Raw genomic sequence first — 26797 nt, forward strand, 5'->3', positions numbered from 1 at the left:
CAACGCCATCCACGCCATCGCGCGTCCGGCGCATTCGCCGGGCGCCACAGGGGAACACCATGTCGAAGTCGCCGTCCCGCCGCCACGCGAAGCCGGGCCACCACGCGCACACGCCGTCGCCCGCCGCTCATCCGCTGCATAAGCTGAGCGTGGCGCTGGCCAGCGCGTTGTCGCTGGGTGCGCCGGGCGCGGCCTGGGCGACCTCGACGGTCACCTCCAGCAACCGCTTGCCGGGCACGACGGTCATCTCCGCCAACGGGGCGACGATCGACGTGAACACGGTGCGCCAGAACGGCAGCACCACGGCCTTCAACAGCTTCCACGATTTCCAGGTGGGGCAGGGCGACACGGTCAACCTGCACCTGCCGACCGGCGCGGCCAACCTGGTCAACCTGGTCGACAACCAGGCCATCGTGAACGGCACGGTCAACGGCATGATCGGCACGACCTCGGGCGTGGGCCGGGTCTTCTTCGCCGATCCCAACGGCATGGTGGTCGGCAGCACCGGCACGATCAACGTCGGCGCACTGGCCATCGCCACCCCCAGCCAGGCCAGCATGGACACGCTGACCGGCGAGGCGGCCACCGGCGGTGCCGCCATGACCGCGCAACTGCTCAACGGCAGCATCGACCACGATGCGGCATCGGTCAGCATCGCCGGTCGCATCAACGCGACCTCCGGCGTGCGCATCCAGGCCCATGCCATCGACGCCTCGGGCACGATCTTCGTGAGCGGCGGCGCCACCGGCACCGGCCTGGACACGGCGGTGAACACCGGCGGCGACGGTACGGTGACCGTGGTGCACGACGACCAGGGCATCCGCCTGGTCGGCCAGACCCTTTCGCTCGCCCAGGGCAGCCAGGTCAAGGCGGTGGACGCCAGCGGCCATCCGGCGGCGGACGTCACCCTGATCGCGGATGCCGCGGACAGCGAAACCTCCGGCCAGTCGACGGCGCAGACGGCGATCACGCTCGGCGGCGCCATCGTCGGCGCTAATGTCACGGTGGGCGCGACCAGCCAGGCGGTCACCGATGTCGCCAGCCTTGACGCCGCCGTGCAGACGCTCACCGGCGTGGCGCCCCCGGGCCTGGCGAAGATCGGCCTGTCGCAGCTGCCGATCGGCGTGGTCGCCGCCTCGAGCACGGCCGCTGTCACGCTCGCCGCGACCGGCAGCATCGTGGCCGGCGGCGACGTGGTGCTGCAGGCCGCGACGCGTTCGGCGTCGTCCACCTCGGCCGTGAACGACGCGGGCGACAAGACGCTGCTCGTCTCGGGCATCTACGGCGAGACCCAGGGCACGACCTCGGCCACGGTGGCGGCGGGAGCGAGCATCCAGGCGGGTGGCAACGTCACGGTCAAGGCGCTGCACAGCGCCGACCTCGACATCAGCGCGAAGGTCTCCGGCACGGCCACCGTCAACGCGTCCGCCGCTATCGGCAACGTGATCGCCGACACCCGTGCCAGCGTCGCGCAGGGGGCGACCATCACCGGCAAGGACGTCAGCATCATCGCCCATAACACGGGCAGCTACGAGGTCGCGTCCACCGTCGAGGCCAACGACACCAGCCCGGTCGGCGCCAACGCCGCCCTGCTGTTCGTCGATAGCGCCGCCAACGCGACCAACGCGGCCAACCTCGGCACCACGGTGGCGCCGATCGGTTCGTTGACCGTGCTGGCCGGCGCCTCCACGACGAAGATCTCGGTGGAAGCCGAGACCTCGGTCGGCGGCGAGCAGAAAGACAGCAGCCCCACCACCGTGGTGCCGTCCGCGGGCGCCGGGCTGATGTCGTTCCTTGAGCAGAAGCTCGGCGACACGTTCGCCAGCGCCGACCAGGATGTCGCCAAGCAGACCGGTGAAACGGCGCAGGGCACCGATGCGGACTCGGGCAAGGGCTTCTTCAAGGGCGGCGTGGGCGTGTCGCTCGCCAACGTCGATACCCAGGCGCATGCCTCCCTCGCCGCGGGCACGGTGGTGAAGGCCAGCGGCGACGTGGCCGTGCAGTCGGCCATCACGGATGCCGCGACCACGCTGTCGGCCACCACCGAGACCGAATCGGGCAAGGACAACGCCGCCACGCTGTCGGGCAGTCTCGCCCTCGACATCGCCATGCTGCACGACGACGCGGCCGCCACGATCGGCAGCAACGCCGACATCACCGCAGTGCACGTGGGCGTGGGCAGCGACGTCAGCCGACTCTGGGCACTGCCCAGCACGGCCGGACTCGACGAGTTCGCCAACGTGCCGGCATTCCTCAAGGACATCTACGGCGACCTCAAGAACAACGGCCAGCCGCTTGCCACGAGCTACGCCAACGCCACGTCCGCGACGTCGGACGTCGGCGTGGCGGGGGCCCTGAGCTTCCTGTCGATGGTCAACGACAACAATGCGTGGATCGGCAGCGGTGCCAAGGTCAACGCCACGGCGACCAGCGACGCGCCCTGGGTGCACAGCGTCGCGCTGGGCAACGACGCGGCGGGCGATGCGCTCGATCCGGTCAGCTTCGGCTTCGCGCATGCGGTGGGCGTCGCGGCGGATACGCTGACGCAGACGATCGATATCGCGGGCAACATCGATCTGCTCAAGGGCAACGGCACGAGCGGCGACGGCAGCTCGGCGAGTTCGGTCGGTGGCGGCGTCAACCTCGCCGACTACGGCGACCACACCATCGCCGGGATCGGCGATGGCGCCACCGTGACGGCATCGGCCGTGGGCGTGGACGCGACCGACGCCCAGCAGATGCTTGTCATCACCCCGTCCGCCGGCCGTGGCTCGGGCGTGTCGGGCAACGTCATCTTCGCGATGGCCAACATCGACAACGCCACGCACGCGTCCATCGCGAACACCGCGCGGATCATCGCGGACGCCATCGACGTGTCCGCGCACCAGGGCGCGGGCATCTGGTCCATCGCCGGCGCCGTCGCGCAAGGTACGAGCGTCGGCGTCGGCGCGGGCGTGGCCATCAACAATCTCACCACCGACACGCACGCCTACATCGGCGACAACACGGCGGACGCCGCCACGGTGGATCCGACGATGGCGGCGGCCACGGCGCGTCCGGTGGCGGGCCTGTTCGCCGGGCAGGTCGGCGTGCAGGCGGCCACGGACGGGCGCAGTGGCGCCATCGCGATCTCCGGCGCCCAGGCGAAGGGGGCCAAGGACACCGACACCGGCAGCACGGCAGGCACGGGGAATACCGGCGGTACCGGAGGTACGGGCAGCGGCACGGGCGGTACGTCCACGACCGCCGACGACAGCCTCGCCGACGGCGATAGCCCGGGCTTCCTGCAGACCGCGCAGGCCAAGGGCAACGACAGCACCAGCCCGTTCGGCATCGGCACGATCCTGGGCAAGCTGCCGGTCGTCGGCGACCTGCTCGGCACCGCGAAAAAGCAGGAAGGCAGCAGCGCCACCGGCGCGGGCTCGTCGGACGCGGCCCAGGCGCCGACGCTCGGCGTGGGCATCTCGGGCAGTGCCACGGTGGATATCGGCCATCTCGGCACCGCGGCGGACATCACCGGCATCACCGTCGATCGCCGCAACGGCACCGGCGGCAGCGACATCGACGTGGTCGCGCTGAACCAGACCGACCTCATCAGCGCGAGCGGCGCCGGCGCGCTGGTCACGGCGAACACCAACGGCAATACCAGCGCGGGCCTCGCCGGTGCGGTGGCCTACAGCGTCATGGCGAACGACACGAGCGCGACGCTGACCCAGGTGATCGCCCCGCACGCGGGCGACGTCTCGGTGCAGGCGCTTTCCGGCGGCTCCGTTCTCGATCTCGGTCTGGGCCTGGCCTACAACGGCAACGGCAACCAGAGCGACAGCGCCGCCGCGGCCGGCTCGTTCTCCATCGACTCCTCGCGCAACAGCACCACCGCCGGCGTCACCGGTAGCACGTTGACCGCCGCGGGGGCGACGTCCGCGATGGACGTCACCGCCTACGATCGCACCGACATCGGCGTGGGCGGCGGGGCGTTCTCGATCGGCGGCAGCAAGGGCGTGGGCGTCGCGGTCACCTGGAGCGACATCGCCAACGACGACACGGCGACCATCACCGGCGGCACGCTCAGTGGCTTCGGTGACCTCACCGTGCAGGCGCTGGCCGCCTCGCGCCTCGCCGCGGCCGCCATCGGCGTATCCGCCGCCGGCGGGCAGGACAGTCTTCAGTTGGCCGGCTCGTTCACCATCAACCAGGTGGCGAACCAGGTGTCGGCCGGGATGAGCGGTGCCACCGTCGCCAACGGCCAGGGCGATGTCACGGTCAACGCCAGCGGGTCGGCCGGCGTGGCCGACTATGACAACCGCCTGATGGCGAACGGTCACTCGACCGCGAGTTTCGTCGATTTCACCGCGGCGTCCGTGGACGGCAGCGCCCCGACCGGGGCCGCCATCTTCGCCGTATCGGGCGCGGTGGGGGGCGCGGGCGGCAACGCCGCCGGCCTGTCCTTCGCGATCAACAGCATCGCCGACACGTACGCCGCGTCCATCGTCGGCGGAAGCGTCGGCACGCTCGGCAACCTCGCCGTCACCTCGGCGGACGACACCCGCATCGTCGCGATCGCGGCGGGCATCGGCGCCGCCAAGGGCGAGTTCGCCGGCGCAGGGTCGCTCACCGCAAACCTCATCAACGACACGGTGTCGTCCACCCTGGGCGATACCGCCAAGGCCACCGCGACGACGGCGAATGCGGCCTCCGTGAAAGTGGACGCTTCCAACACCGCCACGGTGGACTCGCTGGCGGGCGCGGTCGGCATCGCCCCGAGCGGCAGCTCCGAAGGCCTCGCTTTCGCCTTCAATGAAATCGGCAGCCAGACCGGCGCCCGCATCGTCGACGCGCACGTCACCACCACGGGCACGACCACCGCGACCGGCTGCGCCGGTGACGCGGCCGCGACGGCGGTCGGCGCGTGCGGCAGCGGCACGATCCATTCGGCCGCCGTCGGCGTGGCCGGCAGCGACGACCTTGCCCTCACCGCGTCGTTCGCCGTCAACGACATCGGCCTGCAGGACACCGGTGCCCTCGGCACGCTGGCCGCGTCGCTACGCCAGACGTTCACCACGGCGAGCGTGGACGCCAGCGCGCTGAATACCGCCGGGCTCGTCGTGCACGCGCACGACGGCGCCGCGATCGACGCCCTTGCCGGCGCGGTGTCCGGCGCCTCACAGGCAGCGGCCGGGGCGGGTTTCGCGCTGGAGAACATCGGCAACAACACCACGGCGTCACTGACCGGTACGCAATTCGCGCCCACCGGCGCGGTCAACGTCGATGCCGACGCCACGGGCAGCATCCACGCGCTGGCGATCGGCGGTGCCGTCGGCGGCGATATCGCCGTGGGCGGCTCGCTCACGGCCAATCGCGTCGGCAACCACACCACGGCCACGGCCGACGGCCTCACCGGCCTGGCCGCCGGCGCGCGCGCAAGCCTGACCGCCCTGGCGGTGAGCGCCACCGACGCGGCCAACATCGACGCGTTCGCGGGCGGCCTCGGCGTGGGTTTCGAAGGGGCGGGCATCGGCGCGGCCTCGTCGGCCGACACCATCGCCAACATCACGCACGCCACGCTCTCCAACGCGACGCTCGACGTGACCGGAACCACGACGGTAGCCGCCGCGGCGACCGCCACGATCCGCACCGTGGCTGCCGCGGCGGCCGGCGGCGAGGGCCTCGGTCTCTCCGGCGCGCTCACCGTCAACACGATCGACAATGACGTCGCCGCCGCCATCGACGGCGGCAGCCAGGACGACGCAGGCAACACCACGCGCGTACAGGCCTCCGACGCGGCGGCCATCCTGTCCATGGCCGGTTCGCTGGGCGTATCGGCGGGTGCCGGCCTGGGCGCCGCCATCGCGGTGAACGACATCGGCACGCGCACCGCCGCGACCATCGACGGCGCCCAGTGGCACGCCAAAGATGTGCTCGTCTCGGCCCAGAATACCGACCCGAACGCCGCAGGCGTGGGCGCCAACATCCGCACGCTCGCCGCGGGCGTCGGTGGTGGATCGGTGGGTGGCGCGGCCTCGGCCGCGGTGAACATCGCCCGCGGTTCGGTGGACGCCTCCATCGTCGACGGCGCGCAGGTCACGGCGGAGAACAACATTGGCGTGATCGCGAGCAGCGCCCAGGGCATGGACGTGCTCGCAGGCAGCGCGGGCATCGGCGTCGACGCGGTGGGCGTCGGCCTGGGCGCGGTGGTGAATTACCTCCACGACAGCACCGCGGCGCACATCGACGGCAGCACGACGCAGGTCAGGGCTCTGGCGAAAGACGCGACGGACACGCTGTCGGTCGACAGCGGCACGCTGGCGCACGCCGCGGCGCTGGACACGTCCAGCGTGCACCGTGCCTCGGATTACACGGCACCGGACCTGACCGAAACCACCGTCACCGTCAGCGGCCTCGCGATCAACGCGTCGTCGACGCAGGCCGTTGCGACGCTGGGCGCCAGCGTCGCGGCCGCGTTCGATCCCGTCGGCTCTGCCGCGCTGTCGATGATGGCCGACGCCAACGTGCTGGGCGGCACCACCACCGCGTCGATCACCGGGGCGCAGGTCAACCAGGGCGACAACAGCGGCGCGGGCGCGACCCAGGCCGTGGACGTGCGCGCTAGCAGCCACGCCTATGATGCGTCGTTCGTGGCGGGTGTCGCCGCGGGCGCGACCGACGTCGCCGCGACCGGCGCGGTCGCGGTCAACGCGTTCCAGCGCTCCACCCAGGCGACGGTCCAGGGCGCCGACGTCACCGCGCGTGGCGCGCTCGACGTCGATGCCGAAGCCAGCCAACGCAGCGTCGCGGCCGTGGTGGGCCTGGCCGCCGCTATCGCCGGCGGCGCCGGTACCGGCGTGGTCAACGTGTTCGACGGCACCACGGCGGCCCTCGTCGACCGGGGCGCCGTGAGCGTCGGCACGCTCGACGTCACCGCCAACAGCCTCACCCAGGCGAACATGATCGGCGGCGCCGGTGCGTTCGGCGCCGCGGGTGTCGCGGGCACCTTCCTGCTGTCCTCCAGCCAGAACACGACCACCGCGGCGGTCGGCGACACCGGCGCCGACACGACGCTCCACGTGAGCGGCACGCTCGACCTCGAATCGCATTCGACGGTGGACCTCGGCAGCGCCATGGTCAGCGGCGCGGGGGCCGGCGGCGTCGCCGTGGCCGGCATGGCGAGCGTGACCGTGGTCGGCAACACCACCACCGCCATGCTCGAGCGCGTCGCGCTCAACCAGGGCGACACCGGCAGCGGCGCGGTGGACGTCCACGCGGGCGAGACCATCGATCTCTCGCCCGACGCGGCCAGCGCGGCCGTCGCCCTCGGCGGCGCCGGCGTCGGCGCGGCGGCCAACGTCGCCGTGATCGAAAGCGCCGTCGGCGCGTCGGTGCGCGACAGCGCGGTGCACGCGACCGGCGCGGTCGACGTCGCGGCCACGAGCGCGCGTACGCTCGATGTCGCGACGCTGTCCGGCGCGCTCGGTGCGCAGGTGGGCATCAGTGGCGCGCTGGGCCTGGCCATCATCGGCAACGGCAGCCTCAGCGGCAGCGCCTCGGGCGACGATCCGATGGCGGAGTTCAACAAGGGCGGCAACGGTACGCTCGCCTCGCTCAACGCCCTCGGCGGCACCGGCCTGGCCAGCACCGCGCAGATGGGCGGACAACTGCGGGCGACCGACGCCGCGGCGGTGAACCAGGCCACGAACGTGTCCCTGGTCGACGCCAACGGCCAGCTGCTGCGCAAGGCCGACGGCACCCAGGCCACGATCGGCAACAGCTCGCTCGATGCCGGCAGCATCGCGGTGACCGCCAACGGCACGACCTCGCTGACCAACGTGGTCGGCAACGTGGCGGGCGGCGGCGTGTTGGGGGCCGGTGGCGCCATCGCGATCAACGTCGTCGACCAGGCGATCGGCGCGACGGTGGACAACACGTCGAGCCTTCGCAGCGCCGGCGCGGTCAGCGTGCAGGCACACGCGAACAACGGCACGGCCCGGGTTTACGGACCGGGCATGACGGCGGAGGCGGATCCGTATTCAGTGGCCGCCAGCGCCTATCAGGGTGCCGCGGGCTTCGTCGGCCTGGGTGCCAGCGTCGCGATTTCCGAACTGAACAACCAGGTCAGCGCTACGCTCGGCGGCGCCGTGGTCCAGTCCACCGGTATCACGCTCAACGCCGATGACGATACGGCTGTGGGTGCCCGGGCGGGTGGCCTCGCCGCCGGCGGCCTCGCCGCCGGCGTGGTGGTGAGCCAGGCGGACAAGCACGGCAGCGTGGGCGCAGGCACGGCGGCCCAGTCGTCGCTCACGAGTACCGGCACGGTGCTCGTCACGGCCTCGTCGACCGGCGCCGTGGACGCGCGCGCCACCGCGGTATCGGCCGGCTTGCTCGCCGCGGGCAACGGCAGCGACGCGAACGCGCGCGATCGCGAAACGGTGTCCGCCTCGCTGGGCAACGGCACCACGCTGATCGGCAGCCAGCTCGGCATCGGCGCGACCGCCAACCCGGACGTCGTCGCCAAGGCGTTCGGCGTCTCGGTGTCCGGCGGGATCGGCATCGGTGCGTCGGTCGCCACGGCCCAGGATGCGACCGACGTGTCGGCGACGTCGGGTGACGACGTGACCTTCGTCAGTGACGGCACGACGGTCGTGCAGGCGGCTAACGTCGCACTGCCCGGCGGGGGAGTGGTCGCGCAGGCGACGGGCGGCGCGGGCGGTCTGCTGCTCGGTGCCAATGCCAGCGCCGCCACCGCCGTGTCGGCCGGTTCGGCCACGGCCGGCACGGGCAGCGGCAATGCCTTGCCGAACGGTGCCTTGCAGGTGCTGGCGTACGGCACCACGGCGCAGAACGCCACGGCCACGGCCGGGGCGGCGGGTTTCGTCGGCGTGGGTGCCGCCGTGGGTGAGGCGGACGCAACACTGGCGACGTCGGCCTATCTCGGCAGCGGCAATACCACCGCGGCGACGCGTTCCGGCATTCTGATGGTCAGCGCGTCGGGGACGGACGGCAACCAGGCCAGCGCCACCGCCGGCAGCGGCGGCGCCATCTCCGGCAACGCGGCGCAGGCCATCACGAACGATACGGCGACGACGAACGCCACCATCGGCACGCAATCCACCCTGTATGCCGGCCTCGTCTCGCTGACGGCGCAGCACCAGGCGAACTACGCGGTCGACGTCGACGCCACGGGCGCCGGTATCGCCAACGCCAGCGGCGCCTTCGGCCAGACCAACGCGCTCAGCGACGTGGCTGCGCTCGTCGGCGCGAACACCGCGCTTTATGCCACGGGCTACGTGGACATCGCCTCGAACAACGTGTTCACCAACACCGGCACGGCGCCGCAGGTGCAGGGCGGCGGCGGTGGCGTGTTGTCCGGGGCCGCGGCGATCAACAGCACGACGCTCGGCGGCACGTCGTCGGCGCACATCGGCAATGACGCCACGGTGGTCTCGGGCCTCGGCGCCGGGATGGCCGGCCAGCTTGTCAGCCAGTACGACGGCCTGGTGTACACGACCGGGCCGGACCCGTTCGCCAATCCCGGACGCATCCGTCTTGGCGCCGGTACCCAGGTGAACGACACCACCACGGTGTCGCTCGATTCCGGCGGCGCGGTGGCGGGGTCGGGCGTGCGCGACAGCCTGGTCGCCAACCTTACCGACGACGTCGGCACCGGCGATCGCGACCACCTGCTGACCAACGGCTCGCTGGGCATCGGCAGCTACATGCAGACGTTCACTACGCAGACCGCACTGACGCACACCTACGGCGGCGGCGCGCAAGGCGACGCACGCGCGTCGACCACGATCAACGGCGCGCAGAACGTCTCGGTCGGCACCGGCGACTTCCTGCTCAGCTTCGGCCAGCTCAACATCACCGCCGGCCTGGATCCCTCCGGTTTCATCCCCACCGTGTTCAGCGCCGACACCGTCGGCCAGTCGTATGTGCGCGGTGTGATCGCGGTGGCGACCGGCTCGGCCGACACCGCGGTGCACAGCAACGCCAGCACCACCATCGCCACGGGCGCGCAGGTGCTCGGCGGCGCCGACATCAGCCTGGGCAGCTATCGCGGCGATGCCACGGTGAGCGCCGAAGGGGCCGGTCACGGCTACGAACTGGGCTTCATCCCGGTCACCACCACCGACAGCAGCGCGACGTCCGACGGTGCCGAGAGCCTTGCCCTGGCGGGCACGGTCACGGCGGGCATCTATGCGACCGACCAGGTCGCCATCACCGATTCGGGGCTTACCCATGCGCATGGCGCGCCCTTGCTCTACAGCAACACGGGCACGTTCAGCCCGTGGAACTACATCGACCAGCACGCCAGCGGCCTGAGCCAGAACACGGACAGCAGCGGCAGCACCGGCGTGCCGGTGGTGCAGGGCGCAGGCCAGTTGAACCCGCCGACCGGCCTGGCGCAGATGAACGGCAACGGCGATGGCGCCACCGCCGCGCCCGTGGGCTCCAGTTCGACGGGTACGGCACCCGGTTCGGCGCCCCAGGGCGATCTTTCCGTTTCGGACCTGCTCAAAGGCACCACGAGTTCGGGCAACGTGCAGGCGTACCTGCTTGGCTCGATGTTCGCCTCGGGCGGCAACCTCACGGTGCACGCGGGCAACCTCACCGGCGCCGGCACGCTGACCGCGAATGGTGGTCCGTCGGTCACCGTGGCCAACGCCAGCCAGGCCTACCTGGTGCTCAACGGCATCGATGTATCCGCCAACGGTGGCGGCGCCGTGACGTTCACCGGCGGCGCCAACCAGACCAGCGACGCCGTGCTGAAGGTCAACGTCGGCTCCTCGGCCACGGCACCGTCCATTACCCTCGCCAACACCTACACCGGCACGATGCCGTCGTCGCCCAATGGCGTGACACAGGGGCCGGCCATCTTCATCGGCGGCGACATCAACAACCTGGGCGGCATCGTCGACATCACCAACCTCAGCGGTTCGGTGGGCCAGTTCGCCAAGGTCTCCGCGCAGCAGATCAAGGAATACGTGCCCAACGGCGCGGTGGCGGTCTACCTGCCCAGCGGCACGTACTACTCCGGGTCCGATCCGGCCGCGTCCTGGGCGAACTACCAGATCAACCTGGGCGACGCCAACAGCGCGATCATGTATGCGCTCAACGCCATCTACAACGGCAACAACCAGTACGCCGGCAACGATAACGCGTTCAACAACGCGGTATACAACCAGGGCAAGGGCGCGCTGGCGTTCAACAACGGCACCCAGGGCGGCACGTCGGTCATCGCCTTCGGTACGTGCGCGCCGTTCATCGGCAACAACACCTGCGGCACCAACCCGCTGGCCAACAGCTACGACTGGGGCCACGACCAGAGCCTGCCCAAGCTCTACACGCTGGCGACGACCAAAAGCTACGCCACCGACCAGACCGACAGCAGCGCCACGGCTTCGTCGCTCGTGGCGCAGACGATCGCCGTCAAGGCAAAATACATCGACATCGACAGCACGATCACGGCCGGTCGCCCAACCGACTACACGATCACGCTGGGGTCAGGCGTCCAGTCGTTCATCAACGCCCAGGCCGGCGACTCGGGCGTGGTCGACCTGCCGACCAACCTGTGGTGCGGCGGTGCCGCTGCCACATGCGTACCCAACCTGGTGCAATACGATCGCGGCAGCAAACGGATCGTCATCAACAACGTGAACGCGTCCGGCGGCGGCTTTGTCTCGCTGGACGGCGGCATCGTCAGCACCAAGGCGATCGGCAACATCGTGATCAACGACGGCTACGGCCACGTCACGATCAACAACCAGCTCGGCATTCCGGTGCAGCTGGCGGACGTGAACACCGGCAACAACGCGGTGGGCGAGCTGAAGATCACCGACAGCTTCAAGCAATATACCGACGCAAGCGGCAGCTGGGCGCAGACCCTGTGGTACGTCGATACGCGCGGCCAGGGCACCGCGGTCTACAACAACGCCAACCGGGCTACCGATATCGCGCACGCCGTGCAGGGCACCGTCGCCACCGACGGCACCGGCATGTACTACGACCCGCAGGCAGGGCTGCGCTACCAGTGGCAGCAGCAGGTCAACCTGCACCGCAGCCTCGCCGATGTCCACAGTGTCGCCAACTGGGGCTATGTCGACGCGACGGGCACGGCGGTGTCGACGCCGCAATACCTGCTGGTCTCCAGCGGTATCGTCAGCAACCCGGGCGATGCGAACTACTTCGACGAAAAGATTACCGCCAGCGCGACGTATGGCCAGATGGGCAACGGCTACGCGTCGGTGCTCGACGTCTACTACCACGGTTGCGGCGGCAGCATCGGCAGCGGTTGTCATTACGGCTTCGCGCGCACCGTCAACGCGGACCAGGACATCAGCCACAACGGCAACGGCGCCGGCGTATGGCAATACCAGTACCTCATGGATGCGCAGCTGCTGCTCACCAGTTCGGTGAAGGCGGATAACCGGATCCACATTGCGTTCCAGGGCAACGCCGCGGGGCAGGTGCAGGTCAACTCCAACGCCGACGTGCTGCTGGGCGGCAACATCTATAACCCCAGCGGCAGCACCTCGATCGATGCCACCCAGGGCGCTGGCGGTTCCATCCTCGCCGGCAGCACCGGGGCGATCACCAGCGACGGCGTGATCCTCAAGGCCGCCGGTTCGATCGGCAACGCGACCCGTCCGCTGCAGCTGGTGATGACCGGCGGTACGCTGTCCGCGGATGCGGGCGCCGCCGGCGTGGACATCAATGCGGCCACGGCGCTGAACCTCGATCACGTGACCGCCGGTAACGCGGCCGTCGGCTACGGCGACGTCACGCTCAACGCCACGGGCAGCGTCACGTCCGGCACGGCCACCGCCGTCACCGGCCGCGACATCACGGTGAACTCGGGCGGCGCTGTGGGTAGCGCCGGCCAGGCGCTGGTGATCGCGGCGAACAGCGTCACCGACGCCAACCACGGCATCGACCACGGCGTGGTGGACGTGCACGCGATCGGCGACGTCAACCTCACCCAGGTCGGCGGCGATCTTCGCGTGGGCCTGATCCAGTCCGATGGCGGCGCCGTCAACGTCGCCGTGCCGGACGGTTCGATCGTGGACGCGGCCGGCACCACCGCCGGCCAGGCGTTGTCGCAGGCGCAGCTGGTGCAGGTACGCGACACCCTGCATCTCACCCAGGCGGACGACACGCAGGGCGCGATCCAGGCGGCCAATCGCAAGCGCATCGAGCAGACGGCCGACGGCAACTACACGCAATACCAGGGCCTCATGGCCAACGGCAGCGTGGTCGCCGGCCAGTTCGTGCTTCGCCAGGACTCGATCGCGCTGTATCGCGCGCTGGCGTCCGCGTCGCTGGGTCATGCCGCGTCCGATGCCGAGACGCTCTCTTACGCCGCCAGCGCCTACCAGACGCTGGATACGTATTTCACCGGCCTGCTCGGCACGGGCTACGTGGGCACCGCCCGGTTCACCGCACCGGTGGCGTCGTTCGGTTATGTGGCCACCGATGCGCAGGTGGCGGCGATGACCCAGGATGCCTACTGGAACCTCGGTTGGCTGACCAGTGCGGTCAATACCGCGGCGGTCGCGCAGACCGGCGCGCAGACGCCGCCGCCGCTTTCGTTCGTCGGCAGCGCCGCACCTAATATCCAGGGCCGTGACGTGACGCTCAGCGCGCGGCAGAACATCGGCTCGTCCGGGTCGGTGGTCAGCATCGACGGCCAGGCGTTGATCGATGGCACCGTCACCGACCAGCAGGCCGCCGCGCTGGCGACGGCCCATGCGGCCGGCGACGTCACGCTGGTGAAGGACGCCAACGGCAACGTGCTGCGGGTGGACGTGAAGCAGACCGAGCCGCTGTTCCTGACCGCGGGCGGCACGGTGTCGGCCTCCACGCAGGCCGGGCAGGGCGGCTCGATCTACCTGCAGGCGAACGGCGTCCTCAACCTCGGCAACATCCAGGCCGACGGCGACGTGCGCCTGGCGGCCGTGGGCAACATCGCCGCGGTCGGCAGCGATCCACTCGCCGCGTCGATCACGGCGGGGGGCAACCTGACGCTATTGACCGGTGCGGGCGGCAGCATCGGCCGGGCTGCCGATGCGACGACCCTGACCGCCGAGCGCGCGGTGACCTATGCCATCGGCGGCACCCTGATCGACGCGACCGCCAGCCAGGACGTGGTGCTGCGTAGCCTTGGCGGCGACCTGCGTTTCGTCCATGTCGGCGCCAATGGCGATATCGTGCTTGATGCGGGCAGCCATGCCATCTGGCAGGCCCAGGACGGCCTTGCGATCAACGGGCGTTCGATCACCCTCCGTGCTGGAGGCGACGTGGGCTTCCTCGGCGATGGCGGCAAATACCTCCAGGTGGCGACGGGCGCGGGCAGCCTCGCCGGCGTTATCGGCGGCAGCGCCCGCATCGACAGCCCAGTCAGTTCGGCGTTCAACGTGGGCACCCTCACCGTCGGCGGCCACGTCGACCTGGTGTCGACCGGTGACCTCAATGCGGTCGCCGTCTCGGCCGGCACCGGCTACGCCAACCTCAGCGCCGGCGGGAACGCCAACGTCGGTTCGCTGGCCGCGCCGGGCATGGCGACGGTCACGGCGGTCGGCGAGGGCACCATCGGCCTGCTCTCGGGCAGCGACGTGAGCGTCGCCACCGGCGGCGACATCGTCGGTACCGCGCCCTCCGCAGGCAGCGCCAACGTCACGGCGACGAACACGGCGACGCTGCATGCGGGCGGCGGCATCGGCACGCCGCTCTACGTCACCGCACCGGTCGTCCACGCGCTCGCCGACAGGGGCGACCTCGTGCTCGCGCTGCTCGGTAACCTCCAGGCCGGCGACATCGCCGCGACGCTGGGGTCGGCCACGGTCACCGGCGCCGCGATGAACGGCACGTCGATGACGGCGGCGCAGGATCTCTCCCTCAGCGCGACCGGTCCGGTGACGTTCAACCTGCTGCAGGCCGGTCAGGACGCCTCCGTGCAGACCGGCGGCGACCTGACCGTCGCCACGCTGGCGGCTACCCGCGATGCGACCGTGCAGTCGGGCGGCGCCGTGCAGGTCGCGACGCTGGGCGTGGGCCGCGATCTGACGGCGCGCGCTGCGGGTTCGCTGGCGACGACGACGCTTTCGGCGGGTCGCCAGGCGACGCTCGGCGCGGGCCACGATGCGAGCTGGGGCAGTGCGACCATCGGCGGCAACGCGCAGATCGCCGCCTCCGGCAACCTGGACGCAGGCACGACGAACGTCGGCGGTGACGTGACCCTCGGCGCGGGCGGCCACCTCGCCGCGAACCAGACGACGGTGCAGGGCAGCTTCACGGCTACCGTGGGCGGCGATGCCGCGCTCACCACGACCAACGTGACGGGCGACACCACGCTGCACACGACCGGCGATCTCTCGGCCGGTCAGACGACGGTGCAGGGCGCCCTGGCCGCCACGGTCGGCGGCAAGGCCACGCTGGCGACGACGCAGGTCACCGGCGATACGTCGCTGACGACCGGCGGCGACTTCACCGCGGACCAGAGCACGCTGCACGGCGGGCTCGATGCCAGCGTGGGCGGCAACGCGGCCCTCACGGCAACCCAGGTCGATGGGCATGCCACGCTGGCCGTCACGGGCGCGCTGACCAGCGGCACCTTGGCCGTGGGCCAGGACGCCACGCTCGGCGTGGCGCAGTCGGTCTCGTTAGGCCAGACGACGGTCGGCCACGATCTGAAGGCCACGCTGGGTTCGCTGGTGAAGGCGGATCGCACCACGGTGCATCACGACGCGACGTTCGACGTCACGGGCGATAGCACGATCGGTACGCTGCGAGTGGACGACGACCTGCAGGCCAACCTTCACGGCAACGTGCAGGCGGGCACGCTCGACGTCGGCCATGATGCGACGCTTCAGGTGGGCAAGGACGCCGGCCTCGCCACGCTGACGACCGGCAACGACGCCACGCTCACCGTGGCCGGCGACCTGGCCGCGGGCACGACCGCGGTCGGCGGCAATGCGCGGGTGAACGTGCAGGGCAACGCGACCGCGGACACCACGTCCGTCACCGGCGATGCCACGCTCGGCATCGGTGGCACCCTCGCCGCGAACCAGACGACGGTGCAGGGCAACTTCACGGCTACCGTGGGCGGCGATGCCGCGCTCACCACGACCAACGTGACGGGCGACACCACGCTGCACACGACCGGCGATCTCTCGGCCGGTCAGACGACGGTGCAGGGCGCCCTGGCCGCCACGGTCGGCGGCAAGGCCACGCTGGCGACGACGCAGGTCACCGGCGATACGTCGCTGACGACCGGCGGCTATCTCACCGCGGACCAGAGCACGCTGCACGGCGGGCTCGATGCCAGCGTGGGCGGCAACGCGGCCCTCACGGCAACCCAGGTCGATGGGCATGCCACGCTGGCCGTCATGGGCGCGCTGACCAGCGGTACCTTGGCCGTGGGCCAGGACGCCACGCTCGGCGTGGCGCAGTCGGCTTCGTTGGGCCAGACGACGGTCGGCCACGATCTGAAGGCCACGCTGGGCTCGCTGGCGAAAGCGGATCACACCACGGTGCATCACGACGCGACGTTCGACGTCACGGGCGATAGCACGATCGGTACGCTGCGAGTGGACGACGACCTGCAGGCCAACCTTCACGGCAACGTGCAGGCGGGCACGCTCGACGTCGGCCATGATGCGACGCTCCAGGTGGGCAAGGACGCCGGCCTCGCCACGCTGACGACCGGCAACGACGCCACGCTCACCGTGGCCGGCGACCTGGCCGCGGGCACGACCGCGGTCGGCGGCAATGCACGGGTAAACGTGCAGGGCAACGCGACCGCCGACACCACGTCCGTCACCGGCGATGCCACGCTCGGCATCGGTGGCACCCTCGCCGCGAACCAGACGACGGTGCAGGGCAACTTCACGGCTACCGTGGGCGGCGATGCCGCACTCACCACGACCAACGTGACGGGCGACACCACGCTGCACACGACCGGCGATCTCTCGGCCGGTCAGACGACGGTGCAGGGCGCCCTCGCCGCCACGGTCGGTGGCAACGCCACGCTGGCGACGACGCAGGTCGGTGCGAGCGCCACCGTCAAGGTCGACGGGTCACTCGACAGCGGCGTCCTCGGTGTGGGCCAGGACGCGGTCATCGCCGTCGCGCAGAACGCCCATCTGGCGACGACCACCGTCGGCCAGGACGCGACCCTCTCGACGGGCCAGGCGATGACCTTGGGCACGCTGGATACCGGCCGCGATACGTTCGCCACGGCAGGCGACGACCTTGCCTTTGCCACGGTGCAGGCGGGCCGCGACGCGGTGCTGCGTTCGGCGAACGGTCGGGTGCTCGGCGGCGATATCACGGCCGGATCGGCCAGCACGGTGGTCGCGGCGTCCGACGTGATCTTCGGTACCGACCGTGCCGTCGGCAACGCACTTGTCACCTCGGGACGCGACATCCAGGGACAGGCTGTCGTGGTGTCGCAGGGTGACCTCACCGGTACCGCTGCGCGCGATCTGACGCTGGGCCGCTACGACGTGGCACGCGACGTTCGCCTTACCTCCGGCCGCGACATGGACCTGGGGCAGGGGCGCAACGGTGGCCTGCTGACGCTGGGCCTGGCGGGCAACCTCGGCTTCGGCACGATCGTCACGGGCGGTCCGGCATCGATCGAATCGACGCAGGGCAGTATCCACGGCGGCGATCTGGTGACCGACACGGCCACGCTCGCGGCGCAGGGTGCCGTCGTGCTCGACACGTCGCACATCGGCACGCGCCTGAATCTCGCGGCGAGCGACATCGACGCGCATACCGTGCAGACCACCACCGGCAAGCCCCTGAGCATGACCCTCACCGGCTACCACGGCGGCGTAGCCCGCCAGATCGTGATCGACCTGCGCCAGTCGGACAGCTGGCTGATCGATCGCCTCGCGACGATACAGGCCGTGTTCGACACGTCGGCCACCCGGGTGACCTTGCCCGACGGCACCGTGCAGGGCGACATGCGGCTGGTGACGCCGGCGGCCCGGGTGTACATGAACAACGTATCGCCCACGCTCGCGGACGCCGACATCCAGTACTTCGAGCCGGATACGCGATTCACCCTCGCGCTCGACGGCAAGGCCATCGTTTCGGACGCCTACCTCACCCGCTACACGGTGGGCTACGACGTGACCACGCCGAACTACATCGCGTCGCACCTGGCCGCGAATATCGACTACTTCGGCGGCAGCGTGCTGCGCTACCTCGGCAGCACGCTCACGCTGCACACGGACCAGGCGCATCCGTCCGACGCGTCGCACGAGGAGGCCGCACCCGGCCAGCCCCTGCCGGTCGGTCCGGTGCCGACTCCTTCGCATGACGACAACCTGGTCTCGCCGTCGGTGGACGGCGGCGTGAACCTGGGTTCCTTCCCTTGATGTCCTGGACCTTTCGCACCATGAAACGCACGACCCTGGCCTCGGCCTGTTTCGCCCTGCTGGCCCTGCAGACGGACGCTCATGCCCAGAGCGCGCCGCCGGCGCCGCAGCAGTCGCCGGCCCAGCGCGCGGACCGCTACTACGACGACCGCCAGGCCCCCACCCGGCCCGAGGCGCCGGTCGATCCGCTCCCGTCGGCCCGGCCGGCCGCGGCCGCCGTGTCGTCGGACGTGCGCTTCGTGCTGCGCGGCGTCACCTTCGACACCTCGGCGTTCATCGACGCGCCGACGCTGGAGGCGATCGCGCGCCCTTACGTGGGCAGGGACACCGGCGCCGCCGAACTCAACGCGCTGCTCGACGCAGTCAACGCCGAATACGCCCACCGCGGCATCACCACCGCGCGCGCCGTGCTCGGCAGCCAGCCCGTCGACCATGGCGTGGTCCACGTCGCGCTGGTCGAGGGCCATCTGGGCAAGGTGACCGTGCAGGGAAACGCGAAAACCCGTGAGGCGTTCGTTCGCCGCCGCCTGCACATGCAGGAGGGCGAACTGCTCGATACGGCGCGTCTGCGTTCGGACCTGACCTACCTCAACCGCACCACCGACCTGCAGACCGCGGCGTTGCTCCAGCCCGGCGCATCACGCGGACTCAGCGACGTGGTGGTGGACGTCAAGGAGCCGGCACCGTACAGCCTCGACACCTTCGTGGACAACGCAGGCGTGGACACCAGTGGGCACACGCGCGTCGGTGTCGCGGGGCACGTGAACGGCCTGCTCGGTGTCAGCGACCGCATGGATCTCAACATCGCCCATGCCAAGGGCGGCATGGACGGTCAGTTCGGATATTCCGGCATCATCACCGAAAGCGACGCGCGACTGGGCGTGAGCTACGCGCGCAGTCAGATCGACATCGTCAACGGCCCGTATCGCGACCTGGACATCGTCGGCCACTCCGCGGTCGCGGCGCTGGATTTCACCCAGCCGTTCATCGCCAACCAGCGTTGGCTGTTCGAGGGCACCGCGGCCTACAGCCATGCCCGGTCGTCGACCGACATCGCCGGCAAGCCGGTGGCGGATACCACGACCAACGGCCTGGGCATCGGTATTCTCCTCAACCATCGGGTGGACGGGCGCGAGTGGACGCTGTCCCAGCAGGTGACGCACCTGAACGCCCAGCAGCCGATCGCCGGCTCCGGGTCGTTCATGACCGCGACCGGTACGCTCGATGGCGTGCAGTTGCTGGGCAACGCCTGGGCGCTGCGGGTAGGAGCCGGGTGGCAATACACCTCGAAGGACGCCCTGCCGTCGTCGTCGTTGTTCCAGCTCGGCGGCGTGGGCAGCGTCCGTGGGTACGACCGCGGCATCGTCGCCGGCGCACGCGGTTACTTCCTCGACATGGAACTGCATCATCCCATCGGCGCCGTGGATGCCTTCGCCTTCGCCGACCATGGCGCGGTGTATGCCGCCTTCCCACGCGACCGCCAGATCACGGGTGCCGGTGTGGGCGCGAACTGGAACTTCCGCCGCTGGCTCACTTTCACCGGCGACGCGGCCCATGCCTTCACCCACGTGGTGCCCAACCAGGACAGCTGGCGTGTGGACTTCCGCCTTGCGGTGCACTGGGAATGACGGCCGCCCGGTGCCTGACGGTCCCCGCCGGCGCGTCGCGCGGCTAAGGCGGAGGGATGATGGAAAGAAGAGCTTATCCGCTGCGGATCAGCGCCGTCGTACTCGATGCGATGCAGCGGTGGTCCGAAGACGAGTTGCGTTCGTTGAACGCGCAGATCGAATTCGTGCTGCGCGACGCCCTGCGACGTAGTGGGCGGCTCCGGCCGCCGCCTGCCGACCCCATGGACGACACCGACGGGGACTGATCGTTTCGTTCGCAGGCGAGGACGTCTCGCGGGTTGTGCGTACCCCACCGCGCAGCGGATCATCCCTCGTGAGGGACGCCGTGGGGCGCCCGCCATGCGCTGGGGGAAACGTGAACGAGCTACCGGCCTGCGTCGTCCGCTACATCGACGCCTACAACGCCTTCGACGTGCAAGCGATGGTGGGGTGCCTTACCCACGACATTCACTTCGTCAACCGGTCGGGAACCGACGTCGCCATGGAGACGCAAGGCATCGACGCGTTTCGCGACCTCGCCGCGCAGGGTGCGGCGGTCTTCAGCCAGCGTCGGCAGCGCGTCACGAACGCCATCGTCGCCCCCGGGCATGCCACGGTCGAGATCGACTACCAGGCCACCGTGGCGGTCGACCTGCCCAACGGGTGGACGGCCGGGCAGGTGATCTCACTCAGGGGCGTGTCGCTTTTCACGTTGCGCGATGACCGGATCGCCGTGCTCGTCGACATCGCCTGACGCCATAGCGCATCACCTCTTAACGCGTGTCACACGGATGGCCTGGGCGAGTCGATGGTACGAACGATTCTTTTGCTGATCATGTGGTTACCCACAGCGGTGCTTGGACACGTGCTCTCGTCCTGGTTTTTTCGCGAAGGGTCCGTCGTAAGCTATGTGTTCTTTCTTTCCTGGCTGCCCCTCAATGGTTTCCTGGCCTACGTACTCTGCAGAAAGGACGACGTTATCCTGGTCATTCGCTTGGCATCGTTCTTCCTGACACAGACGGCGCTTTTGTTCGTGGTATTGACCTGCGCGGGTTAGCGATCCGTTCGTTGTTTCTCACGTCACCCGTCGGCAATCAACGCGTCCAAAGCTGAACGAACACCGTTTCACGCCTACGGCCTATGCACTCCTTCTGCACACGGCAAGCACCTTCGCGTCCGCATGGTGTTCGCTTTCGCGAAGGACGACGATGGACGCGCCGACGGTTTTCTTTTTGCACGCGCTGGGCATGAGCGGCCGGGAATGGCGTCATGTCGTCGCCGGTTTTCCCTCGGCGTGGCGATGCGTGCCGCTGGATCTTCCCGGGTTTGGCGACAACGCCGATCTCGGGCACGCTCCGCTCGAAGGGCTGGTGGCATGGACCTCGGCCCAGATCAAATCGCTGCAGCCTTCGTCGTGGGTGGTGGTCGGTCACAGCATGGGCGGGAAAGTGGCGAGCCTCGTTGCCGCCCGTGCCGCGGCGGGCGAGGCCGGCCTTGCCGGCTGCATGGGCGTGGCCCTTGTCGCCGCGTCGCCCCCGTCGCCCGAGCCCATGGACGAATCACGCCGGGCGACGATGATCGGATGGTTCGCCAACGGCGCGATCGGCACCGATGACGCAGAAGCCTTCCTCGATGCGAACACCGCCCAGGCGCTGGGTGACAACGACCACGACGTCGCCCTCAGCGATCTCCAGCGAACCCACCCGGCCGCATGGATCGGCTGGCTGGAGGAGGGGAGTCGTGAAGACCGTACCGGCGATGTCGGGTCGCTGCCGTTTCCCGCCGTCATCATCGCGGGTGCGGACGATGGCGATCTGGGCGAACCCGCGCAGGGTCGGCTGAATGCGCCGCATTACCCCAAAAACGCGATCCGGGTGATCCGGCATGCGGCCCACCTGATGCCGCTGGAACAGCCGGTGGCCTTGACGGACGTGCTGGTTCGCCACCTCCGGTCGATGTTCGACAAGCGGCTGCCTTGCGCGTTCGTCGAGTTGCTCAATTCGCCACGGGTCACCACCGATGAGCGGGCGCGGCTGGTCGCCCGTCACCACGCCGTCGCCCCATCGACGCCAATGCTGGAGCGCGCGGCGCGCGACACGCTGCATGCCGTGGTGAGCCAGGTGCTCGGCGGCCACGGCGACGCACGGGATATCGCTTGCCGCGTCGAGGCGACGTTGTCCGGGCACGGCGACGGCTGGCGTTTCGTCGAACTGCCGCCGGATCGCGACGCGTGGCAAAACGCGCTCGCCACCCTCGACCGATGGGCCGGCGGCTTCGCCGGGCTTTCCGCCGAGCGCCAGTCCACCTGGCTGAAGGGTCTGGTCGAGGGCGACGTGGTCGACCGCCATGAGGAGGGCAGCGACGATCTTTCCCTGCCACAGATGCACCGATGGTTCGAGGATGCCCGTACCGAGATCGTGCGGACGTGGCTCAGCCTGCCGTCGACCTGGGCGCGTATCGGCTACGACGGTTTCGCGCTGGGTGGCGACCGGACGCCTCTGGCCGGTTACGTCGAGACCGCGGCGGACACGCTGGAACCGTGGCAGCGCGACATGCAGGCATGCCGCTGATGGGGGCGCCCATGCGCTTCGACGTCGTCGTCGTCGGAAGCGGAGCGGGCGGCGCGCCGCTGGCGGCGGTGCTGGCACGCGCGGGGCTGTCGGTGCTCATCCTGGAGGCGGGACGATCGTTCGATCCTGCCGAGCACGCGGCGGACGAAGCGGTCGACGACCTCTACTGGATGGAAGAGCGCCTGAGCGGCGGCGACACGCCCACCGCGTTCGGCGCCAACAATTCCGGCATGGGCGAGGGTGGTTCTACGCTGCACTGGGGGGCCTTCTGCCCCCGACCCGACCCACGCGACTTCCTGCTGCGCACACAGACCGGGCAAGGGCGCGACTGGCCGATCGCGCATGCGGACCTGGTGCCTTATCTTGAGCGCGTGGAGCGCTATATCGGCGTCGCCGGCCCGGCGGCCTACCCGTGGGATCCGGCGCGGCGCTACGGATTCGCGCCGACCCGGCGCAACGCGCCCGCGGATGCGATGTCCCGTGCCTGCGAGGCGTTAGGCATCCGCGCGACGGATGCACCCGCAGCGTTGGTGACGCGCGACATCGAGCAGGCACATTTCGGCACGCGTCATGCGTGTGCGCACTGTGGCGCCTGCCACCAAGGCTGCCGCAACGCCGCGAAGGCCAGCATGGACGTGACCTATCTGCCGTTGGCCAAGGCGTCGGGCGCGACGTTGTCCGTTCGCTCGCGGGTACACGGTATCGAAACGGACGGACGCGGTCGCGTGTCGGCGGTCGTCTATCGTCGCCACGGCATCGACCATCGCGTGGCGTGCGATACCCTTTTCCTCTGCGCGGGAGGCATCGAGACGCCGCGGCTTCTCCTGCACACCGGCCTGGGCAATGCGAACGGCCATGTCGGCCGTCACTTCATGGCCCACGTGGCGACGCAGGTCTGGGGCACCTTCGATGCCGACATGCGCATGAACCGGGGCTACCCATCGTCGCTCATCACCGAGGATTTCGTTCGCCCGGCGCATGCGTCGTTCGCGGGCGGCTACCTCGTGCAGAGCCTGGGTGTGCAACCGTCGACGCTTGCCACGACGTTGTCCCGGGGGGCCGGCCTGTGGGGGCGTCCGCTGGTCGATCGCCTGCTCGATTACCAGCGACTCGCCGGTATCGGCATCAACGGCGAATGCCTACCGTCCGATGGCAATCGCCTCACCCTGTCGTCCGAAGTCGATGCGTTCGGCATGCCCAAGGCCCGTGTCGATTTCAGCTATGGCGACAACGAGCGCGCCCTCGATGCCCACGCACGCGACCTGCTTACCCGGCTGTGGACCAACGCCGGCGCGACGGACATCGTGGCGGCCGACCGGTCCGCGCATACGCTGGGTACCTGCCGGATGGGCGTATCGGGGGACGACGCCGTGGTGGATGCCGACGGGCGCAGTTTCGAGGTGCCCAACCTGTACGTCTGCGACAACTCGGTGTTCCCCAGCGCGCTGTCGGCCAACCCCGCGTTGACCACCATGGCCCTCGCCCTGCGAACGGCCGAACGGTTTCTTCATCGATCATCCTGACGGAGGCTACTCATGGATCTAGGCATTGCGGGACGCGTGGCGCTGATCAGCGGCGCGGATTCGGGCATGGGCAAGGCCACGGCGCGCCTGCTGCTGGAGGCGGGTGTTCGCGTGGCCCTGACCGACGTGCCGGGCGGCACGCTGGACGAGGCGGTGGCCGAACTCGGCGCCCTGGGCGACGTGACGGGTGTCACCGGTGACGTCCGCGACACGGCCCAGGTCGCGCACGTCTGGGCGACCGTAAGGGAGCGCCTGGGCGCTCCGGATATCTTCGTCAACGCGGCCGGGGTTACCGGCGCGACCGGCGACTTTCTCGACATCGACGACAAGGGCTGGCTCGACACCCTCGACATCAACCTGATGGGCGCGGTGCGGATGTGCCGGGAAGCCGTGCCCGCGATGCGCGAGCGCGGTTGGGGTCGTATCGTGCTCTTCGCCTCGGAGGACGCGGTGCAGCCCTATACCGACGAACTGCCCTATTGCGCGTCGAAGGCCGGCATCCTCAGCCTGGCCAAGGGGCTGTCCAAGGCGTACGGCGGTGACAACGTGCTGGTGAACACGGTCTCCCCGGCCTTCATCGCCACGCCAATGACGGATGCGATGATGCGCAAGCGGGCGAAAGAGAAAAACGTGAGTTTCGACGAGGCGATCGCCTCGTTTCTCGACGAAGAGCGGCCGGGCATGGCACTGAAGCGACGTGGCCGCCCGGAGGAAGTGGCGGCGGCCGTCGCGTTCCTGTGTTCTGAGCGGGCCAGCTTCATCAACGGCGCCGGCATTCGCGTGGATTCCGGCTCGGTGTTCACGATCGCCGGCTGAGTCGGGTAGGGGCGTGGACTAGAGGTCCACGCCCATCACGGTCAGGATGCCGTGCACGGCGGCCAGGTGGCTGAGGCCTTGCGGCACGTTGCCCAGCCATGCCCGCGAGGCAGGATCGACCATCTCCGCCAGGGTACCCGGGCCACCCGACAGGGCGTCGAGCACGTCGTGCAGCGTGGTCTCGGCCTTGCGCTGCTCGCCGAGCAGGTGCCATGCCTCGGCCATCCAGAACGTGCAGGCGAGGAAGCAGCCTTCCTTGCCGCGGACCTTGCTGTACCGGAAATGGAAGGCGCCATCGCCCAGCTGGCGCTCGATGGCCAGCATGGTTTTGCGCAAGCGCTCATGGCCGTCGAAGCGGAAGCGGACGGCGAGGGCGAGCGACGCATCGAGCTGCCCACTGCCGGGATACATTTCGAACGCCTGGAGCGCCTCCGACCAACAGTGGGTTTCTATCCATGCCGCCACGCGGTCGCGTTCGCGGGCCCATCGTTCGCGACAGGTGGTGGGCAGATAGCCGCCGTCGGCCAGTTCCACCGCCCGCGCCAGCGCCTGCCAGGCGCTGATCTTCGACATGGTGTAGTGCTGTCGTTCGGTCAGTTCCCATATGCCGGAATCTTTCTGCCGCCACGCGTCGGCGCACTGATCGGCGAGACGACTCAGGATCGCGGCCGTTTCGGCGTCCAGCACGTTGCCGTGCTTCACGAAGCGCGCGGCGGTTTCCATGATGTCGCCGTACACGCCGTGCTGGTGCTGGTGCACGACCTGATTGCCGGTGACCACCGGCCGTGAATGCCGATAACCCGGCATGTCGATCTCGCGTACGTCCGCGGGAGGCGAACCGTCGAGGGTGAAGAAGAGGTCGCCATCGCTGTCGCGCAGCCGGTTCACGAGCCATGTGAACGCCGCTTTCGCTTCGGCATGGGCCCCCAGGCGCGAGAACGCCTTGATCGTGTAACTCGCGTCGCGCACCCAGGCGTAGCGATAGTCGTAGTTGAGCCGCCCGCCGATGGCTTCGGGCAACGACGTCGTGCCTGCGGCGGCGATCGCCCCCGTCGGCGCGTAGAGCAGCAATTTCAACGCGAGCGCGTGTCGGATCAGGGCATCGCGATGCGGCCCCTTGGCCTGGAGTTGATCAGCCCATCGACGCCATTCATCGTCGGAGGTATCGATACGGGCATCGATTCGCTCGATGTCGGGCACGATCAAGGGTTCGTCCTGGCCCGCCACGATTGCCACGACCTCGCGTTCGCCGGCTGTCACCGTGACGTCGGTGACGAGGCCGTCGTCGTCCATGTGCGACAGGTAGATACCGCCGCTGGCAACCACCACGCCGAGCACGCGACCGACGTGGAACACCGTCTGCGAACCCTGGCGGGCCAGATAGGGATTGGCGTGGTCCGCCTGGCGGCCGAAACGAAGTTGAAGGTCGAAGGTGACCGACCCCTCCAGCCCCTCGATGCGGCGAGCCAGTTCCTCCCATGGCAAGCGCCCGGCGGTGCCACTATTGAGCGATTCGGTGATGCGTGCCACGCCGTGTTGCGTGTGGACGGTGGTCTCCAGCACGTTGCTGTGCTGGCGGTAGCGCCGCTCCACGCGCACCACGTCGCGTGGTGACAACGCGAAATACCCGCCTTGTTCCGCGTCGAGCAGGCGATCGAACAGCGGCGGGGAATCCATGTTGGGTACGCACCACCAATCCACCGCACCGTCGGCGCCGCTCAGGGCGACCGTTCGGCCGTCGCCGAGCACGCCATAAGCCTCGATCGGAAGATAACCGTCGGTACGGTGGGTGGCGAAAAATCGAGGCGCCATCGCGCGTCCTTTCGTGGGGTCACGGCATAACGGAGGCGCTGTGAGGCGCCTCCGTCGTCAGGGTTTACGGCGTCGCGGAAACGTAT

General features: G+C 69.7%; 8 protein-coding genes. 7 read left to right on the top strand and 1 reads right to left on the bottom strand.

The features are described from left to right. Nucleotides 1-59 precede the first annotated feature (59 nt). The 7 genes from PI246_RS04785 to PI246_RS04815 all read left to right on the top strand — a co-directional run bounded on the left by PI246_RS04785 (nucleotide 60) and on the right by PI246_RS04815 (nucleotide 24899). Complete coding sequence (locus PI246_RS04785) at nucleotides 60-18383, top strand: leukotoxin LktA family filamentous adhesin (protein WP_320550137.1); 18324 nt, start codon at nucleotides 60-62, stop codon at nucleotides 18381-18383. A 20-nt stretch (nucleotides 18384-18403) separates the two neighbouring features. Then, nucleotides 18404-20011: a ShlB/FhaC/HecB family hemolysin secretion/activation protein gene (locus tag PI246_RS04790; protein ID WP_320550138.1), complete on the top strand. Its 1608-nt coding sequence runs from the start codon at nucleotides 18404-18406 to the stop codon at nucleotides 20009-20011. Nucleotides 20012-20067: 56 nt separating this feature from the next. Next, the gene (locus tag PI246_RS04795; RefSeq protein WP_320550139.1) at nucleotides 20068-20256 is read left to right on the top strand and encodes an Arc family DNA binding domain-containing protein; all 189 of its coding nucleotides are present in this window, start codon (nucleotides 20068-20070) and stop codon (nucleotides 20254-20256) included. A gap of 110 nt (nucleotides 20257-20366) precedes the next feature. Beyond that, nucleotides 20367-20744 (top strand): nuclear transport factor 2 family protein, encoded by a 378-nt coding sequence (locus PI246_RS04800; protein ID WP_320550140.1) that lies wholly within the window; start codon nucleotides 20367-20369, stop codon nucleotides 20742-20744. A gap of 454 nt (nucleotides 20745-21198) precedes the next feature. Next, on the top strand, nucleotides 21199-22560 hold the full coding sequence (locus PI246_RS04805) for an alpha/beta fold hydrolase (RefSeq protein ID WP_320550141.1): 1362 nt from the start codon (nucleotides 21199-21201) through the stop codon (nucleotides 22558-22560). Nucleotides 22561-22571: 11 nt separating this feature from the next. Next, nucleotides 22572-24083, top strand: coding sequence for a GMC family oxidoreductase (locus PI246_RS04810; protein WP_320550142.1), 1512 nt, complete (start codon nucleotides 22572-22574; stop codon nucleotides 24081-24083). 12 nt (nucleotides 24084-24095) lie between these two features. Further along, nucleotides 24096-24899, top strand: coding sequence for an SDR family NAD(P)-dependent oxidoreductase (locus PI246_RS04815; protein ID WP_320550143.1), 804 nt, complete (start codon nucleotides 24096-24098; stop codon nucleotides 24897-24899). Between the two features lie 18 nt (nucleotides 24900-24917). Here the strand turns inward: PI246_RS04815 and PI246_RS04820 are convergent, their stop codons facing one another. Then, nucleotides 24918-26711 carry a glycoside hydrolase family 15 protein gene (locus PI246_RS04820; RefSeq protein ID WP_320550144.1) on the bottom strand — a complete coding sequence of 598 codons (1794 nt, stop codon included), beginning with the start codon at nucleotides 26709-26711 and terminating at the stop codon, nucleotides 24918-24920. Between the last annotated feature and the right edge of the window lie 86 nt (nucleotides 26712-26797).

This window comes from Luteibacter sahnii (assembly GCF_034063545.1).
Lineage (GTDB): Bacteria > Pseudomonadota > Gammaproteobacteria > Xanthomonadales > Rhodanobacteraceae > Luteibacter > Luteibacter sahnii.